Source organism: Paenibacillus sp. H1-7 (genome assembly GCF_022354825.1).
GTDB lineage: Bacteria > Bacillota > Bacilli > Paenibacillales > NBRC-103111 > Paenibacillus_S.
In genome coordinates this window covers 245213-263090 of the sequence record NZ_CP031168.1, presented here as the reverse complement: position 1 = coordinate 263090, position 17878 = coordinate 245213, and the positions used below count along the sequence as shown (strand labels likewise).

The following is a 17878-nucleotide window of genomic DNA, read 5'->3' as shown; positions in this document are numbered from 1 at the left end:
GTCCGATAACGATGCAAAATCGGCCTATTTCAGGGGAATAACGGATTTCCTGTCCGATAGTCTACCCTCCGGTGTCGACAGGCTTTTTTTCGGTTCCGTTTTTCCGTAATCCGGCACAATAACACCCTCGACCAAACAGAAAAAAAGGGGGATCCCGTCTCCAGGTCCCCCCTCTAACAATATCACGAGCTTCTGAACAAGCTCACCCGATCCCCCGGGTTACACTTTGAACCGGTCAACGGCCTCCTGCAGCTTGCGTCCCGCTTCGCGAAGCGTATCCGACTGCTCCTTTGCCTCCTCCGAGACACGGAGTTGAACGCCGGATGCTTCAGCCACCTGGTTCGCGTGATCGGAGGCGGAGCCGGCGATTCGGGCCATTTCTTCGATGCCTGCCGTCACTTCCTCGGTACCGGCGGTCATTTGCTCTGCTGCAGAGGAGATTTCCTCCATCTGCTCGGAAATGCGGTGTACCATGCCGACCATTAGGTCCAGCGCTTCCTTCACTTGTTCGACTTGGTTCACGCCCGACTCGACTTCTGTTCTGCCCTGCTTCATGGCCTGTACAGCCGCTCTCATCGACGACTGGAGCCCTTCGACCCTGTCATGGATCTGCCCAGCCGATGCCACCGATTGATCGGCCAGCTTCCGGACCTCGCTCGCCACGACGGCAAAGCCTTTGCCGTGCTCCCCGGCCCGAGCCGCTTCAATCGCGGCGTTAAGCGCTAGCAAGCCTGTTTGCGACGCGATGCCCGAGATGACATCCGCCATTTCGCCGACCGTCTGCATCCCTTCGTCCAAATGGCGAATGGCTTCACCGACCTGGAACGCGGACTCGCTCATGACGTTCATTTGACGCATCGCCTGCTCCGACGACGCCCCGCCCAGCTCGGCCTGCTGAACGAGCTGCTGCGTCCCGACATTCACCTGCGCCGAAGCCTCCGCAATGCGCAGAATGCCCGCAGCCATCTCCTCCATCGCTTTGGCGCTATCTTCAGCGCCGGTGGCTTGGTTCTCCGCTCCCGCCGCCATCTCGCGGACGGTTCGCGTCATGTCTGAAGCCATCGCCGACGATTGGGCGGCGCTTTGCGTAAGACTCCCCGATATGGTGCCGACCTGATGGGACATTCCTCTTACGGTTCCGATCATATCTTGAAGATGCGCCAGAAAATGATTCACTTCCGCCCCAAGCTGCGCCATCTCGTCCTTACCCTTGACCGGAATACGGTATGTCAAATCGGCCTCGTGCGAGTTCAGGTTAGCCGCCGCCCGAAGCACGAATTGCAGTCTGCGGGCGACAATGAGCCGGGACAGGACGAACAGCAGCGCTAGCACGACAACATACTGCAGGGCGAAGGCAAGCCCCATCAGCAGCCGCTGCTTGGCCACCAGGGCATCAGAGCCTTCCTTGGACAAGGCGATCCGCACGCCGCCCCAATGCTTGCCGTCAATCGTAAGCGGATAAGAGACGTTCCACGTCTCGACGACTTTCCCTTCCAGCGGACGCGGGTATTTTTGCAGCAGCGCCTTTGACGTATCCTTCACCGTCGCCGAACGATACCCTGTTTCGTCGTTGAAGACACGGTTGGCGCGGTATTTTTGGCTGAGCAGCCCCTCCTGCCCCCATTGGTCCCTGGAGGCTTCACCTTGCGGGCTGTAGGCGCTGTTGTGCGTCGGTATATATCCTGCATAATCCGGATTGTCCGAATTCATGGCAGCTACGGCGAATAACACATTCTCATCCGTCAAAAATCCGTCGATAACCGACTGCCACCGCTCATCCGTATATTCATCAAATGCGCTTGTATATTTCAATTCGTACTGTGCGAGCGGAACGACCCTGCCGTCATACAGCGTCTGCTTGCCATCCGCGTTAGCCGCTTCCTGCGACCGTTTGCGCGCTTCCTGCTCGCTTTCCGGCACGACCTTCAACGTCTGATCGAACAAACGGCGCTTCAGCTCTTCTCCCGGCAACCGAGTGCCGTTGTTCAGCACGAGCCCTTTGCGGATATCGTCCTCGGTAATGCTCTGCAGCGTACGGGACAGCGAGACCGCCATGCTGTTTCCTTTTTCCAGAAGCTGAGCTTCGGCATCCCGATTAATTACCTGCCACTCATAAGCGTAAATCACTCCCATGAGCACCAATAGAATTACGCCGGTGTACGTCATAAATTTGCCTGTTAACGAGGCGAAACGGTTCAACATATGGCCACCTCCGCTTTTGCTGTGCTGCTATAAACCGCGGATGCTCCGGACCCCATCGTTAATGTACCGATAGTCCCGGCGACAAGGCGCAGTTTATATTCCACCCATTATACAACGCGGGATAGGAAAATAGACCCAATAATTTCGCCAAAATATGACATTTTAAAAAACAAACTTATAGAACGCTCCGGCTGCTTGCGGCTATACGAACTTTCTCCATAAAGAAGCGGCGAGCAGCAGAACGATGATGCAGCCAAGTACGATCAGAAACGATTTCAAGAAGCCTCCCCAAAACGATGGCCCCTCTTGCTCCTGCTTATCGCGACGCATCCACTCGTGAAACCATACTCCTGCAACGGCTGCCAAGGAGAAGCCGCTCGCAACACGCAGCAGCTTGACTATGTATTCTCTCATAGGATACTGCACGGTTCCCGCCAGCGCTCCGCTCCGGTATACGAACTCGTCGGAAACAAACAGAATCGCGATAAGCAACCCGATAATGAAGCCGTAAATGCCGCCTTTAAGCAATTTTTTCTCCATCGTCCCCATTCGTCCCATCCCTTCCTCTCTCGTGCTTTCGGTTACTTCCATTAAAGTACCGGCCTAATATATAAAAAGAAAGAGCCCGGAGGCGTACTTCGGCTCATCCGGACTCTGTTCATGCTGACTAATGCCTTGGAAAGTAGCAAATACGGTTACGGATTCGGGAGATCCCCTCACTCCGCTCCGCAAGGTTCCGTTTTCCCGTTTATCACATCGAATGAGCCTCAAGCAGCGGCCGAAGCTCCGGCTCCAACGCCCGCTCGAGATACGGCTTCGCGTTCAAGAAGCGGCGGAATTCCGCATAGCCGGCAAACAAAGCAGCCCGCTCCGCTGCCGTAGGCTGTTTTCCTTTTACCGCCCGGATCAATACGTTCTTCGGCGTATGCTCCATATCGATGAACTCGAGCAGCTGCGTCTTGTAGCCCATGATATCGAGCAGCTTGGCCCGGATCGCGTCCGTGGCTAATGCGGAGAACCGTTCCTTCAAAATACCGTGCTGAAGCAGCGGCTCCATCACATCGCTCTCCAGTTGGCGGAACAGCTCATGCTGGCAGCACGGCACGGACAAGATGACGTCGGCCTGCCAGCGGATCGCTTTTTCCAGCGCCGCATCGGTAGCCGTATCGCAGGCGTGCAGTGTAACCACCATGTCCACGCGGTCGAGGCCCTGATACTGTGCGATATCGCCGATGAGAAACTCCAGCCGGTCGTACCCGAACTTCTCGGCCAGCTGGCTGCAATGGCGGATCACGTCTTCCTTCAGATCAAGTCCGATCACCCGGATGTCCAGACCCTGCACTTCTTTAAGATAATGATACAGTGCAAACGTAAGATACGACTTGCCGCAGCCGAAATCGACGATATGAAGCGTCCGGTCCTTCGCCAAATGCGGTACCACATCGGCAATCATCTCTACGAACCGGTTAATCTGGCGGAATTTATCGTATTTCTTCGCCAGCACCTTCCCTTCGCTGTTCATAATGCCGAGCTCGACCAGAAACGGAATCGGCGTTCCTTCCTCCAGCACGTAATTTTTTTTGCGGTTATGCGCGTGCTGCCCGGGGAGCTTCTTCGTCGGGGGCTTCTTCAGAATGCCCGCCTTCCCCTTCTTGCTGATCAGCACCTGATAGTCGGCTTCCGCCGCCTGCAGCAGCGCCTGGCGGAACGTATCCGTAAGCAGACCGTTCATTCGTTCGGCCGCCTCTTCAGGCAGCAGATTATCGTGCAGCACCTTGCTGCCGCAGAAGGAGCTGAATTGGTAATGCAGCTGGCCTTTTAGCTCGACAGGCTTCACCGTCACCTTGCTGCAGCCCTGCGGATCGTTAACGCGCACCTGGCTGAGCGTCGCTTGAATGAGAGAGCGATTCCCTGTCAGCTCGTTCAGTAATGAAGCTATGGATTGCATGAATGTCATTCTCCGTTCCGATCAATCTAGTCCCTGATGTTTTAAAATGCCGGCTTCAGCCGGATCAGCTGATCGTCATCCGCCGTCGGCTTGCCGCGTCCATCGCGGTTGTTGGTTATAATGTACAGCGATCCGTCCGGCGCTTCCGCGACATTGCGAATACGGCCGAGCTCGTTCTTGAACAGCTCCTCGACCTTGGCGACCGATGTCCCGTCGCTGCCCAGGATCATGCGCTGCAGCTGTGTCCCTCGCAGATTCGCGACCATAAGGTTGCCCTTCCACGGGCCTTTGGTGACGAACGTAATACCCGACGGCGCCCATGTCGTTGTCCCGCTATGCAGGATCGGCACCTTGAGAGGGCCTGGCCCCAGCTTCCCTGCATCCTTCGCCGGAACCTGAGACACGTCGCCCTCGATCAGCGGCCAGCCGTAGTTGGTCCCCGGCTCGATCAGATTCACCTCGTCGTGCGCGGTCTGCCCATGCTCCGTACTGTACAGCTTGCCCGTCTCCGGATGCCATGACAAGCCTTGCGGATTGCGGTGGCCCAGGCTATAGACCGGAGAGCCGGGGAACGGATTGTCCTGCGGAATCGTGCCGTCCGGGCGAATCCGCAATATTTTGCCGCCAAGCTGCGTCACATCCTGAGCAATCGACGGCTTGCTCGCGTCCCCGTTCGTTATGTACAAAAGGCCGTCCGGCCCTACCTTGATTCTGCCGCCGTTATGAATATTTTCTCCGGGCAAATTGTCGAGCAGCACTTTATCCGGCTTCACTTTGCCGCCGCTCTCGATCATGCGAATCACCCGGTTGCGGGTTTGGCCGCCCTCCTGATACGTATAGTATACATACAGGTAATGGTTCGTCTTAAAGTCTTTATCGAGCGCCATGCCCAGAAGGCCGCCCTCCCCCTTGCTCTGCAACGGGGCTTCGAAGCGGTACGCCGGCTCCTCCTGCAGCTTGCCCTTGTCGATGACGCGGATCGTTCCTCCGCGCTCGGTCAGGAAGATGCGCCCGTCAGGGGCGAAGTCCATGTCCCACGGTACATTAAGCTTCGTGGCGACCACTTCCTTAGTGTACGGCATCGCCGTTGTCGGGGCTTCCTTCCCGGAATCAGCGGGCTTACCGAGTGCAGGTGTCGGAGCTGCCGCCGGCGCGGCAGGCTTGCCCTCCTTCGTGCCTTCGCATGCGGACAAGGCCAGCAGCATGCACGCCAGGCTGAACGCCGCCAAGCTGTTGCTGCGAAATCGATTGCTCATATTGCTTGCCTCCCTTGGTTAAAATGAGCTGCAACCATCTGGAGTCTTCATCTTTCCTTATTATACCTAAAGGTTGGGCAGGAAAGCGAATCGCCGCAGCCTTGCCACCGCCATCATAAGCCTAGCATGGTTACAAAATAAAAAACGGCAGAACAAACCTATCGTTTGTCCTGCCGTTTTTATCATCAAGCCCGTAATCGGCTTCTTATCCCAGGAACGATCTAAGCATCCAGTTATGCTTCTCCAGGCTGCCATGGATAGCAAGCAGCATGTCGCCGGTCGTTTCGTCTCCCGCTTTTTCGGCAATTTCCATGCCTTCCTTCAGCTCATCGATTAATTTATTAAAATCGTCGACCAGCGTGCGAACCATGTCTTCCGCCTTTTCTTTGCCTGTCGCTTCCTTGACGGTGGATTCCTGCAGCATCTCCTGCATCGTGGCCACAGGGCTGCCCTTCAACGTTAGCAGTCGCTCGGCGATAGCATCCAAGTGTATGGTTGCTTCATTGTACAGTTCCTCGAACTTGGTGTGCAGCGTGAAAAACTGCTGGCCTTTTACATACCAATGAAAGTTATGCAGCTTAATATATAGTACACCAAAGTTAGCGACCTGCTTGTTCAACACTTTTTCAATCGACGCTGTTGCTGTTGCTGTAGACATAGGGCTCACACTCCTCAAACGGTATTTTGATTTTTTATGGACAAGCTCTACAACCATCTGCTGTACAAGATATTTACCCGGTTCTCACCCGGTTGAATCTGCGATATCGTTCTGCATAGGAAAAGCATCCACAGCTCCCATAGCCTGCAGATGCCATTTCATCTCTTATTCCAGTAGCCCCGCTAGGCTGAGTCAGCGTATTACTTATCGCTTTGATCGATGTGAAGTCTCGATTTCGTATTTCCTTTGGTATCCTTGTACATTTCCTCTTCCTGGCTCTCGAGCGGAAGACTGACGAGCTCCCATTCGGTTTGTCCCATCGCCGGATCGTACGGAAACTCGTCGCCGCGTTTCAGCGTCTCTTCACGTCCCCATTCGTTCTCGTAGATGCCGTCCGTCTCCACTTCGTCGCTCGAGACCGGCTTCATGCTTTTATCTTTCGCCATAAGCGCCAGAACCCTCCTTGATGTTGAATTCGGCGTTAGTATGCCCGTTATTCCGATAATGTATGATGGCTGCTCTTCTTAAGAAGGCCATATGGAAAAAGGCCCGCAGGTCGTCATGACCCGCGAGCCCTATCAAGCTGCGCATAATTTACGTATATCTTCGAATCAATTCCTGAAGCTGATCCGCTATATAACCGGATCCTCTCCGCAGCTGATCCCCGGGGATCGTAAAGCGGATGAAGCTCTCATCGGCACCCATCGCCTCTGAGAAGAACCCGCCCAGTCCTCTTGCCCGGCGGTCGATTTGCAGGAACAGCTCCAGATCGTCGCCCTTCAGGAAGAACAGCACCTCCAGCTCATCCAGCAATCCGCGGAACGGGCCGGCATTCGGCACGAATTCGAATTCCTGCACGAAAGGCAGCCCTTGACCGAGCCGCGGGGAATAATCGTTCGTTATTTCCCGCAGCCGGAAGCCGAGATCCTCCAGCGCATCCAGCACCGTACCCATATGGGAATGCGGCAGCACTTCGATCAGATCGCGGTCCGTCGGGTCGACGGCCATTTTGATGTCCAGCCCCGTTTCAATCCACACTGGAGTCCGGCGCAGCGTAATCGGCGTTTGCTCAGACAGCACAAAGCGGAACGGAATTTCGCGTCTTTCGTTAGCGCCCAGCGTGAACGCGCTTGAGATCAAAATTTTATCGATAATGGCCTCTTTCGTTACTTTGCGATCATTTTCTTCTTTGATGTACTGGGTTTTGACGAATAAATACAGACTGTCGATCTGCTGCTCCAGCTCGCCCCCGGCCAGAACGGCGACGCCCTGTACCTCTTCACCTGCAGCCAAACGCTCCGTATGCAGCTGCGTATCCACCTTAGCCGAACCAATTCCTACACTAGCCAACATTTTTTTGAAAAATGACATCGCGGCACCATCTTTCATTCATTGTTTTATCGGGTTTTACTAGTTATACGGAATCGTCAACCCCTGGTTTCAGGAATCTGAGCCGGTGCGGGCATGATCGTTCAGCCACCGGTACCCTTTTCTAACCGCGGTCAGCAAAAACTCGGGCACGGGAAGCCTTCTTATGACCGGGAAATAGAAGCGGTCGTACGCCGCCTTCAAATCGTCCCACATCGAGCACGGCTCCTCCTTCAAAAAGTCGGATACGTCCACGACGATACCGCGTCCGTCTTTGAGCATGACATTTTTGCCGTGCACGTCATGCGGGTTCAACCCCTTCCTTCTGGCGTAATCCAGCGCCTCGTCCACATCGTGGATGACCCTTCGCGGAATCGGGATGCCCCTAAGGATGCAGTTATACAGCGTCACGCCGGTCAACCGCCGTAGAATCAAATACGAGCCGCCAGCATGGAGGCATTCCGAGAATGCCGGATGGCTGCCGAGCCGCCGGTACACCTCCGCCTCGTCCTCCAGTCCGGGCCGGCCGGGAGCGTATACTTTGACCGCAAAATTGGCGAAATCCGGGTGAGTGACGACTGCCGCGTAATTCCCTGCGCCCAGCAGCTTCCATGGCTTCGGAAGATGGTGCACGACGACTGGATCGTGAGGATGTATGCTTTCAATTTGCAATTGCGGCAGCAGCTGCCCTTCCACCAGATCGATAAGTTGTTGTATCATTCCCGCTCCAGCTCCCTGATCCTATCAATTAACCGCCGTACCGGTACGTCGGAAGCCCGGCAACGCCCGGCTTCACGCGGAACAATCCGCCGGCAAGGGGTTGCCCTGCCAGCGACTCCTCCGATATGCCCGTACGCGCCGTCGTTATATATAATTCATCGTTGTTCGGTCCGCCGAATGCGCAGGAGGTCACGCGGGCGGCCGGTACACGGATCGCGCCGATCTGCTCGCCGGTCGACGGATTCCAGCGCGATACCTGCCAGCCGTCCCATTGGGCTACCCACAGCATACCTTCCTCGTCGACGGCCATGCCGTCCGGGAAGCCTCCGCCTTCAGGGATGGTCACGACCGTCCGTCTGCCGCTTAGCCGTCCCGTCTCCACCTCGAAATCGAAGGCGGACACCTTGCGGGTCATGGAATCGATGTAGTACATCGTCCGCCCGTCGGGACTCCAGCCAAGCCCGTTGGAGACAATTACCCCGTCCAGCGCCTGACGGACCGTTCCGTCAGTCTCAAGACAATAGAGCGCGGCTACCGGTTCCTTCTCCTCAAAGCTTAGCGTTCCCGCCCAGAACCGCCCCGCGGCATCGCATTTGCCGTCGTTAAACCGGTTGTCGGGAAGCTCCTTCTCGGGATCGGCTAGGAAGGTCAGCTGCTCCGTTGTCATATCCAGCAGGTGAAAGCCATGCTGAAGCGCCAGTACAAGGCCTCCTGACTCCCGCGCTACCGCCGCTCCTACCATCTGATCCAGATGAACCGTCCGGTTCGTTCCTTGATGCGGATCATAGGCATGAACCGCGTTTTCCTTAATATCGACCCAGTACAGCAAGCCGCTCCGTTGATCCCAGCACGGCCCTTCCCCTAACGTTGCCTTCGCATCGAGAACAAGCTCCAATGGAGGATTCGACATGTTTCCTTCACCATCCCGCAGTCAGAATCGGTTTTTATTCTCTCATTGTAGCACATGCCCCGCGGGAAAAGCATTTCTTAGCCGTCTGCTTGCAAGTAACGTTTTTTTCGCCATAGCCATCTGTTCGGCAGTTGGCGCGGCTTTGCCGTTAATGCAAAAAAGACCTGACAGCCGGCGGATCACACCGGCCATACAGGTCTCATGCTGCAGCTATATGGGGAAACCCCTTATTGATTCCAACCGCCGCTCAATACGTTTCGGTTTCTTCCGGGCTCTCCATAGGAGTCAAGCTTTGCAAAGCTGCCTGGTCCTCCGCCAGATCAGCCCTTGCTTCGTCCACTGCCTTCTGGTTGTGGCTGAAGCTGGCCTGTTCGATCGCACGCTCTGCACGTTCTACGGCCGTTTCGGCTTGCTCAATCAGTTGCTCGCTCGGATGGCTTTGCGCTTGCGTCACCGCGTTGTGAGCCGTATTGACGGAATTTTGCGCCTGGGAAATCGGGTTTTGCGATTGCAGGCTGGAGTCATATTTCGCCATGGTCGTGTACCTCCTCATGTCTTCATAACCTTCCTGCTTACTATGAGACAAAAGGAGGTGTTTTATGCCGGAGACGAATCCCTTTACAAGGTTATGGAAGAAGGCGGTTCCATCGCCTCAAAGCGGCTGGTCTCGTATCCAAACAGCTGAGGATGGGCATGGAACTGCCATATTTCCGTAATCCGCTTCGGAAGCGGAGGATGCGTCGACAGCAGCTCGTACCATGCGATGAAAAACCCTCGCTCCCGGCGGCTTTCCTCCAAATAATCGGGGATGTTGATCCGGTTAAACAACTGCTTGCCGACCGCGAGCACCGTCAATGCGCGAATGGCCGCATTCGCATTGCCTGTGTAAGCCGTCGCAATACGGTCGCACGTATACTCGCATGCTCTGGAATAGGCGTTGCCCAGGAATGGGATCCACATTGCGGGAAAAATCAGCATCTGCTTCGACACATGCTTGCGCTGCAGATGAGCCAGCTCATGGGCTATGACGAAGGTTAATTCCTCGTCGTTGCCCTGCTCGATCAGCTCGAAAATATCGGAATAAAGCACGACAAAGCTGCGTCCGAAAAACCGCGTCGCGAACGCGTTTAAGATCCCGCCGGACTGGACGATGAACACGTCCGGAGCGTTTTTGAGACCCATACTGCCGCTTAGCTGCTGCACTTTCTCATAAACAACCGGAAACTGCCGCTCCGTTAATTTGACTCCTGAGCTGCGGATCCCCGCAACCATAAGCCCATGCAATAGAAGCGCGACAGCCAATCCGATCAAGATGTACACAATGCCTATAATGGATACGATCAAACTGACATAAATTAAGATACTGATGATTACACAAACCGTGTACAATGTAGTTTCATTTTCATGCACCAAGCGAGATTTCATCGGCTTTCCCTACGCCCCCCGTAATATAAATCCGACTGATCGGAAAGGCGGAGCCCTTCTTTCCTCGCAATCGGGTTCTACGGAGCTTCTATATATAGAAACATCCGCAAACACCGCTATTTTATCACAGGGAATTTCCAAATTAAAACAGAATTTTATGGACACGTCTTACTTCTTCTCTGCTTTCATCCGCTTGATGCAGTTGACCCTGGAGCAATATTGCTTAATTCCGTCCCACCTTCCCCAAACGCAGCCTGCGCATTTTTTCGGCTGATGCGGTCGTACATCCGTGACAATTGCTTTTATCATATATACCTCCAGTCAATTCTTTCCCAATGAACACCGATAAGCAAAGTGCTGCGAACAGAAGGCTCATTGAGGCGGATTCCTCCGGTTTCTTAAGCCTTAATATCCGAAATAAGCCTGCGAGCGTTCAATCAAGAAGGCGCGTTCCAGCGACCTGTCCTGCTGCTCGTGCAGCCTCGACGGATTGTGCAAGTGGTCCGCGAGATCGGATAAGGCGGTTTCCGCCAAAGCTCTTCTTATCGGTCCCCAGGACTCGTTCCTGGTCTGAATGTAGCGTAATGCTTCAGGAATGGTAAGGCCTCTCAGCCTTGTAAATACGGAAGCCCACCGGGCGAAGTCGCCTGTAGCCCTCTCTGATGCCGGAACCATATATTCGGCCCACCCGGATACACTGCCGCTGGACAGCTTGAGCAAGCCGCATGTACAGTCGCGGCAATCCGTCTGAATCCGGTTTTCAATCCATTTACAATCAAAGCGAAACAATTCCATATGGCCGATTTTGAACTCAGATACCTCTTGTTCACCCATACGGGGTAATGGATCCGATAATTTCATCATGACGGCATATCTCCTCTTATAGTTTTAGGATAGAACAGCACAAAAAAGCCTCAGGAGCAGAGAAACTCTGCTTCCGGGCTTTTACACAGTAAAATAAGCTTGCGGTCGCGGTTCTCTCTCAATCACGTTTACGAGGTTAGCTGTCGGATTCGGACTTGAGAGTGTCCTACTCAGGAACAATAGAAGCTAATGCCCCAAGATTCACCCCTTGAAGCTGCTTATTGCCGCTTCGATTGGTTCCCCCGCTTCCCTATTCGGGAATTCAACGTTAAAGCTTGCATTATGCTGTTGTTGAAATGAATCTTACTCCCAAACCCAAGTAATGTAAAACCGGAATCCGGCGATTATTTCCAATATTTTGACGGGAATTGCACATGAAAACGAAATCATTGTGATAAGACAGCGAATATCGTTCCGAATGCTTCATTATTCGCTGATTCTCACATTTTTGGAGAAAACGCAAGATAAACGAAGCTATATGGAGAATTTTCGAGATCTGATTCTTGTTTGCCGCATGAATCCCCCTTAAGTTCCCCATTTCGCATGCAGGGTTTCTTTACAGTAACAAGCGTCCGGCGTATGATTCAACTCATGAATTGACATACAAAGTTTCCACTATCGAATCGCTGAGTTTCCTTTTGTCCTATATATTGTGACACAAGGAAAGCGGGGGAACCAAAAATCGTGTTGCGTTAAGGCGGTGTGAGAGCTGCCGATACGTCGACACTGGGGTGAATCCTATGAGAATTTCTCACAAAATGCTCATGGGTAGGGCGACTCTCACCGCCCGAATCCGGCAGCTAACCTCGTAAGCGTTGGAAAGGCAGCTATCTTATCCTTTTAATAGGCATATGGGCTGTCAAAGAAGAGAGGATGATGAAGCTTGTGATCGGAACCGGCGACCACAGGGCTTAGACCTCTGTGGCTTTTTTCTGTCCGAAAGTACAAACATGATGTTTTCCAACCATATTTTGCATCTTTTTCGCTGAGTCCTTCATAGGAAGGAACGGGGGAACCACCGGAAGCTCGAAAGCTACTTTTCTATCGGGCTTCCATTGGGGTGAATCACAGGAGCAGGCTAGCGCATGCTCTCGTGTAGGGCGACTCTCACGCCCGAATCCGGCAGCTAACCTCGTAAGCGTATCGAGAGAGGCAACGATTGTCGTGCGATAAGACACGGTTCATTCACTGTGCCTTAAGAAGCCACGGGAAGAGTTCTTCTCTAGCCTGCAGGCTTCTTTTTTGTTGCCTTCTCTTTCTGACCGAAGTAGGAGGAGTCGTATGGAACAACGCCAGCAGTTCATTCTGGTTGCAGCCTCAAACAAAACAGGCGAAGCCTTCATCCGCAAATTAATGCTGCAGAAGCTTCCTTTCGCAGCACTTGTCAACAGCAAGTCGGAAGCAGCGCGGCTGGAGGAAATCGGAGTAAAGCATTTTATTCTGGTAGATACTACCGAGGAGAGAAAATGGGTGATGCCCGAGCTTCCCGTAGGTAAAGTGTACTTGTTCGAAAGCAGCCTGAACTTGTGCTGCCGCTATATCCGGGTGTGCCATATGTGGACCTCGGAGCCGATTTACGTCATTACGCATTCCGTCAATCCCAGGCTGATTTATAGGGCGCTTGGAGCCAGCTTTGTGATTCATACGAATAGTCACGATGTATCTTTCTTGCTGGCCTCGCAGCGGCCGGAATAGTAGAGCCTTAACTGGAGGCTGAGACCGGAATGCGGGGAATGCCTTACCTTACTATTGAAAGCTTTGGAGGGATACCGATGTTGGATCTGTATATGGTATTGACGCTGGCCGTCACTTACGCACTGTTCAGCGGTTTTTTATCCTGGTGCGGCAGAGTGATTCAGGAACCGGAGAGTGAGCGAAAATGATAGTCGTTGCGATTTTTACTTTGTTTATCTTTCTCTATCTTGTGTATGCGCTGATCTATCCTGAAAAATTTTAGGAGCAACCTAAGGAGGCTTTTTTGAGCTATGGGCATCTTGCAAATTGCCGTCGTGATAGTAATCCTGGTACTGCTTGTTAAGCCTTTGGGCACGTACCTGTATAACGTATTTCGGAATGAAGCGAATGGAACCGATAAATGGTTCTCCTTCATTGAAAAGCCGATATTCGCCCTGATCGGTCTGAAAGACCCTAAAGGGATGACCTGGAAGACGTACGGATTCAGCTTCATTGCAACCAATATCGTTCTTGTGGCTATAAGCTACCTGATCTTGCGGATCCAAAAATTTCTCCCGATGAATCCGAACGGGATCGACAATATGGAGGAGACACTCTCCTTCAATACGGTCATCAGCTTCATGACCAATACGAATTTGCAGCATTACAGCGGTGAGACCGGACTATCCTATTTCTCGCAAATGGCCGTCATCATGATGATGATGTTTACCTCGGCGGCGACCGGACTGTGCGTAGCGATAGCGTTTGTCCGCGCGATTACGAGCAAAGGAACGACGATCGGCAACTTTTTCGAGGATTTCGTGAAGGCTCATACGCGCGTCTTCCTACCGTTTGCATTTGTCATTACGCTGGTGCTGGTGGCGCTTCAAGTTCCGCAAACACTGCAGCCTACCATCACCGTCACCGGTCTCGGGGGTCAGGAGCAGCAAATCGCTATCGGTCCTGTCGCATCCTTAGAATCGATCAAGCATTTGGGCACGAACGGCGGAGGATTCTTCGGAGTCAACTCGGCTCATCCTTTCGAGAATCCGCGTCCGCTGACCAATGTCATTGAAATATTGTCCATGTGGTCGCTGGCCGCCGCCTTGCCTTACACGTACGGGTTGTTCGCCAAAAACCGCAAACAGGGCTGGGTTATTTTCTCGGCGATGATGATTTTGTTCCTGCTGTTCTTATCGCTTGTTTACGTATCGGAATCGAACGGCAATCCGGTCATGAACCGGCTTGGCATCGACGCGTCGCAAGGCAGCATGGAGGGCAAAGAGGTCCGGTTCGGCATCGCGCAGTCCGCGCTCTTTACTACCGTTACTACTGCTGCGACAACAGGCTCCGTCAATAACATGCACGATACGCTGACACCGCTTGGCGGCATTACTCCGCTGGCTCTGATGATGCTCAACTGCGTATTCGGCGGCAAGGGCGTCGGACTGGTGAACATGCTGATGTATGCGATATTGGCCGTCTTCCTGGCCGGTTTGATGGTCGGGCGCACGCCGGAGTTTTTGGGACGCAAAATCGAAGCGCGCGAGATGAAGCTGATCGCCATCGCCATCCTGGCGCACCCGTTCATTATCCTTGCACCTACGGCTCTCGCTCTTGTTACCGAGGTTGGAAAAGCAGCGATCACCAATCCTACGTTCCATGGCATCTCGCAGGTGCTGTATGAATATGTTTCATCCGCTGCCAACAACGGCTCGGGCTTTGAAGGTCTTGGCGACAATACGCCGTTCTGGAATATTTCGACGGGGCTTGTCATGCTGTTCGGCCGCTACATTTCCATGATCGCGCTGCTCGCCGCCGCAGGCTCCATGCTTCGCAAGCAATGGGTTCCGGAGACGATCGGCACGTTCCGTACGGATAACGGCCTGTTTGTTGGAATTCTCGTAGGTACGGTACTGATCATCGGCGCGCTGACCTTCCTGCCGGCGATTGTGCTTGGCCCTATTGCCGAGCATCTCACGATCCGTTAATAGAAAAGGTGGAACAACAATATGAGTGCGAATAGAAAAAAATTGCTAACCGGAGATATCGTCGCGAGCGCCATCAAAGACAGCTTCATCAAGCTGAACCCGCTCACAATGATGAAAAATCCCGTCATGTTCGTCGTCGAGGTCGGAACGTTCATCGTCTTGCTGATGGTCTTGTTCCCGGGCTACTTCGGCACGGATAGTATCGGCTTCAGTCTCACCGTCTTTTTCATCCTGCTGCTCACCGTCTTGTTCGCCAACTTCGCCGAAGCCTTGGCCGAGGGACGGGGCAAGGCCCAGGCAGATTCCTTGAAAAAGACGAAAAAAGATATTACGGCCAACAAAGTCGTTGGCGGCGGAGTAAAGCAGGTCTCCTCCTCGGAGCTTCGCAAAGGCGACATCGTCGTCGTCGCTCAAGGCGAGATGATTCCTGGCGACGGCGAAGTGATCGAAGGCCTTGCCTCCGTCGACGAATCTGCCATTACCGGGGAATCGGCGCCGGTCATTAAAGAAGCCGGGGGCGACTTCAGCTCCGTCACCGGAGGGACCCGCGTCGTCAGCGACCGCATCAAGGTCAAAATTACGAGTGATCCCGGGGAATCGTTCCTGGACCGGATGATTTCTCTCGTAGAAGGGGCGTCGAGACAAAAAACGCCGAACGAGATCGCCTTGAACACACTGTTAACCAGCTTGACGCTTATTTTCCTGATCGTTGTAGTAACCTTGGCACCGATTGCTAAATTTCTGGAAATCGATCTATCGATTCCCGTTCTCATTTCACTGCTTGTTTGTCTGATTCCAACGACGATCGGCGGATTGCTGTCAGCCATCGGGATAGCCGGTATGGACCGTGTCACGCAGTTCAATGTGCTGGCCATGTCCGGTAAAGCGGTGGAAGCCTCGGGTGACATCAATACGATGATTCTGGATAAGACCGGAACGATCACGTTCGGTAACCGGATGGCGAGCGAATTCACGCCGGTCGGCTCGGAAAAAGTAAGCACCGTGGCCGAATGGGCGGCCATCAGCTCGGTTAAGGACGAAACGCCGGAAGGCCGCTCCGTTCTGGAGCTGATGAAAAAACAGGGCTTGTCGTATTCCGAAGCGTTGGCTGACGGCGGAGAGTTCATCGAATTTAAAGCCGAAACCCGGATGAGCGGCATCGACTTGAAGGACGGCCGCCATGTTCGCAAAGGCGCCGTCGATGCGGTACGCAAATGGGTTGAGTCTCAAGGCGGTACGGTGCCTGCCGATCTGAGCGCCAAGAGCGACGCCATAGCCAAGGAAGGCGGAACGCCTCTTGCCGTGGCCGTCGACAATACGATCTACGGTTTGATTTATTTGAAGGATACCGTGAAGCCGGGGATGAAGGAACGCTTCGACCAGCTGCGCAAAATGGGGATCAAAACGATTATGTGTACCGGTGATAACCCATTGACGGCGGCGACGATTGCTCGCGAAGCCGGTGTGGACGATTTCATCGCGGAAAGCAAGCCCGAGGATAAAATCGCCGTCATTCGCCGGGAGCAGGCCGAAGGAAAGCTGGTCGCCATGACCGGGGACGGAACGAACGACGCTCCGGCTCTAGCACAGGCTGACGTCGGCCTAGCCATGAACAGCGGTACAGTAGCCGCTAAGGAAGCGGCCAACATGGTCGATTTGGATTCCGACCCTTCGAAAATTATCGAGGTCGTAGCTATCGGCAAGCAGCTGCTTATGACGCGCGGCGCTCTGACCACGTTCAGTATCGCCAATGACGTAGCCAAATATTTCGCCATCATCCCGGCCATGTTCACACTGGCGATCCCGCAAATGGAAGCTCTCAACATCATGAAGCTGGGATCTCCGATGTCGGCCATTTTATCGGCGCTGGTCTTCAACGCCATTATTATACCGCTGCTGATTCCGCTCGCTATGCGGGGTGTGACTTACAAGCCGATGAGCTCTACCAAGCTTCTGCAGCGCAACATTTTTATTTACGGCCTTGGCGGCGTTGTTGTACCGTTCATCGGAATCAAGCTGATTGACTTGATCGTCCATCTGTGGATTTAACCGGCTGCTGTCGGACATAGAATCCGGCAGGCACCCTATTATAGAGAAGAAAGGTATGAAAAGGATGAATAAATCGGCCCATCACAGTGCGGATTCCGCCCGATTCTCTCTCGGGACAGCTATTCGCAGCAGCCTTGTATTCATAGTCTTATGCGGTGTCGTATATCCGCTTGTTTCTACAGGAGTAGCTCAGGTTCTGATGCCTGGCCGTGCCAATGGCAGCATGCTCAAGAACGGCAGCGGCCAAGTCGTAGGCTCTGAGCTGATCGGTCAAAACTTTACCGATCCGAAATATTTTCAGGGCCGGGTATCCAGTATCGAATACAAAGCGGAAGCTTCCGGGACGAACAACTATGCTCCTTCCAATCCGGATATGCTGAAGCGGACCGAGGAATCTATCGAGGCGTGGAAGCAAAATAATCCGGACGTCCCTGTCAGCCAACTTCCTATCGACCTGGTAACGAACTCCGGATCCGGACTCGATCCGCACATCACTCCGGCATCGGCCCAAGTGCAAATTCCGCGGATCAGCAAGCTGACCGGATTGTCCGTCAACCAGCTGAATACGCTCGTTCAAGCGAATACGGAAGGCCGGGATTTGGGCCTATTCGGCGAACCGCGAGTGAATGTGTTGAAGCTGAATATCGCTTTGAGTGAGCTATTGAAGAAATAAGTCGGCTGATGATAGCCTATAGTGAAATGGATTTTTGGTAAAAAAGTGGTTGGCAGATTTGTAAATCTGCTGCCGCTTTTTTGCTATGTCAGGGGAACCTCATAAAGTGGAATTGAATGAACACAGTGGACTAGTAAGAA

Annotated in this window: 18 protein-coding genes and 3 riboswitches; of the genes, 5 read left to right on the top strand and 13 right to left on the bottom strand. The window is 53.5% G+C overall.

The features are described from left to right. Positions 1–219 precede the first annotated feature (219 nt). The 13 genes from DVH26_RS01215 to DVH26_RS01155 all read right to left on the bottom strand — a co-directional run bounded on the left by DVH26_RS01215 (position 220) and on the right by DVH26_RS01155 (position 11351). Positions 220–2202 (bottom strand): methyl-accepting chemotaxis protein, encoded by a 1983-nt coding sequence (locus DVH26_RS01215; RefSeq protein WP_239630789.1) that lies wholly within the window; start codon positions 2200–2202, stop codon positions 220–222. 201 nt (positions 2203–2403) lie between these two features. After that, positions 2404–2793: a hypothetical protein gene (locus tag DVH26_RS01210; RefSeq protein WP_239630788.1), complete on the bottom strand. Its 390-nt coding sequence runs from the start codon at positions 2791–2793 to the stop codon at positions 2404–2406. A 160-nt stretch (positions 2794–2953) separates the two neighbouring features. Beyond that, positions 2954–4150, bottom strand: a complete 1197-nt coding sequence (locus tag DVH26_RS01205; RefSeq protein WP_239630787.1) for a class I SAM-dependent methyltransferase — start codon at positions 4148–4150, stop codon at positions 2954–2956. A gap of 41 nt (positions 4151–4191) precedes the next feature. Further along, positions 4192–5406: a PQQ-dependent sugar dehydrogenase gene (locus tag DVH26_RS01200; protein ID WP_239630786.1), complete on the bottom strand. Its 1215-nt coding sequence runs from the start codon at positions 5404–5406 to the stop codon at positions 4192–4194. 205 nt (positions 5407–5611) lie between these two features. Then, a complete protein-coding gene (locus DVH26_RS01195) occupies positions 5612–6064 on the bottom strand; it encodes a Dps family protein (protein ID WP_239630785.1) in 453 nt (150 codons plus the stop codon). Between the two features lie 200 nt (positions 6065–6264). Further along, on the bottom strand, positions 6265–6510 hold the full coding sequence (locus tag DVH26_RS01190; RefSeq protein ID WP_239630784.1) for a hypothetical protein: 246 nt from the start codon (positions 6508–6510) through the stop codon (positions 6265–6267). A 148-nt stretch (positions 6511–6658) separates the two neighbouring features. Next, entirely contained in the window at positions 6659–7435 is a 777-nt protein-coding gene (locus tag DVH26_RS01185; protein ID WP_239630783.1) for a sporulation protein, read from the bottom strand. A gap of 69 nt (positions 7436–7504) precedes the next feature. Further along, positions 7505–8152, bottom strand: a complete 648-nt coding sequence (locus DVH26_RS01180) for a serine/threonine-protein kinase (RefSeq protein WP_239630782.1) — start codon at positions 8150–8152, stop codon at positions 7505–7507. A 28-nt stretch (positions 8153–8180) separates the two neighbouring features. Next, positions 8181–9062, bottom strand: coding sequence for an SMP-30/gluconolactonase/LRE family protein (locus tag DVH26_RS01175; protein WP_239630781.1), 882 nt, complete (start codon positions 9060–9062; stop codon positions 8181–8183). A gap of 247 nt (positions 9063–9309) precedes the next feature. Beyond that, a complete protein-coding gene (locus tag DVH26_RS01170; RefSeq protein WP_239630780.1) occupies positions 9310–9597 on the bottom strand; it encodes a hypothetical protein in 288 nt (95 codons plus the stop codon). Between the two features lie 83 nt (positions 9598–9680). After that, complete coding sequence (locus DVH26_RS01165) at positions 9681–10487, bottom strand: M48 family metallopeptidase (RefSeq protein WP_239630779.1); 807 nt, start codon at positions 10485–10487, stop codon at positions 9681–9683. A 168-nt stretch (positions 10488–10655) separates the two neighbouring features. Next, positions 10656–10796 (bottom strand): hypothetical protein, encoded by a 141-nt coding sequence (locus tag DVH26_RS01160; RefSeq protein ID WP_239630778.1) that lies wholly within the window; start codon positions 10794–10796, stop codon positions 10656–10658. A gap of 96 nt (positions 10797–10892) precedes the next feature. Beyond that, entirely contained in the window at positions 10893–11351 is a 459-nt protein-coding gene (locus DVH26_RS01155; RefSeq protein ID WP_239630777.1) for a hypothetical protein, read from the bottom strand. Positions 11352–11461: 110 nt separating this feature from the next. Further along, positions 11462–11629: riboswitch (cyclic di-AMP (ydaO/yuaA leader) on the bottom strand. Positions 11630–11965: 336 nt separating this feature from the next. After that, positions 11966–12181, top strand: a riboswitch (cyclic di-AMP (ydaO/yuaA leader). A gap of 143 nt (positions 12182–12324) precedes the next feature. Further along, positions 12325–12508: riboswitch (cyclic di-AMP (ydaO/yuaA leader) on the top strand. Positions 12509–12632: 124 nt separating this feature from the next. Between DVH26_RS01155 and DVH26_RS01150 the strand changes: the two genes are divergently transcribed. The 5 genes from DVH26_RS01150 to kdpC all read left to right on the top strand — a co-directional run bounded on the left by DVH26_RS01150 (position 12633) and on the right by kdpC (position 17738). Continuing rightward, the gene (locus DVH26_RS01150; RefSeq protein WP_239630776.1) at positions 12633–13046 is read left to right on the top strand and encodes a hypothetical protein; all 414 of its coding nucleotides are present in this window, start codon (positions 12633–12635) and stop codon (positions 13044–13046) included. A gap of 184 nt (positions 13047–13230) precedes the next feature. Further along, positions 13231–13308, top strand: coding sequence for a potassium-transporting ATPase subunit F (locus DVH26_RS37195; protein ID WP_379459449.1), 78 nt, complete (start codon positions 13231–13233; stop codon positions 13306–13308). 28 nt (positions 13309–13336) lie between these two features. Beyond that, positions 13337–15016: a potassium-transporting ATPase subunit KdpA gene (gene kdpA, locus DVH26_RS01145; protein ID WP_239630775.1), complete on the top strand. Its 1680-nt coding sequence runs from the start codon at positions 13337–13339 to the stop codon at positions 15014–15016. A gap of 21 nt (positions 15017–15037) precedes the next feature. Further along, complete coding sequence (kdpB, locus tag DVH26_RS01140; RefSeq protein WP_239630774.1) at positions 15038–17065, top strand: potassium-transporting ATPase subunit KdpB; 2028 nt, start codon at positions 15038–15040, stop codon at positions 17063–17065. A gap of 64 nt (positions 17066–17129) precedes the next feature. Then, a complete protein-coding gene (gene kdpC / locus DVH26_RS01135; protein ID WP_239635246.1) occupies positions 17130–17738 on the top strand; it encodes a potassium-transporting ATPase subunit KdpC in 609 nt (202 codons plus the stop codon). The last annotated feature ends 140 nt before the right edge of the window (positions 17739–17878 follow it).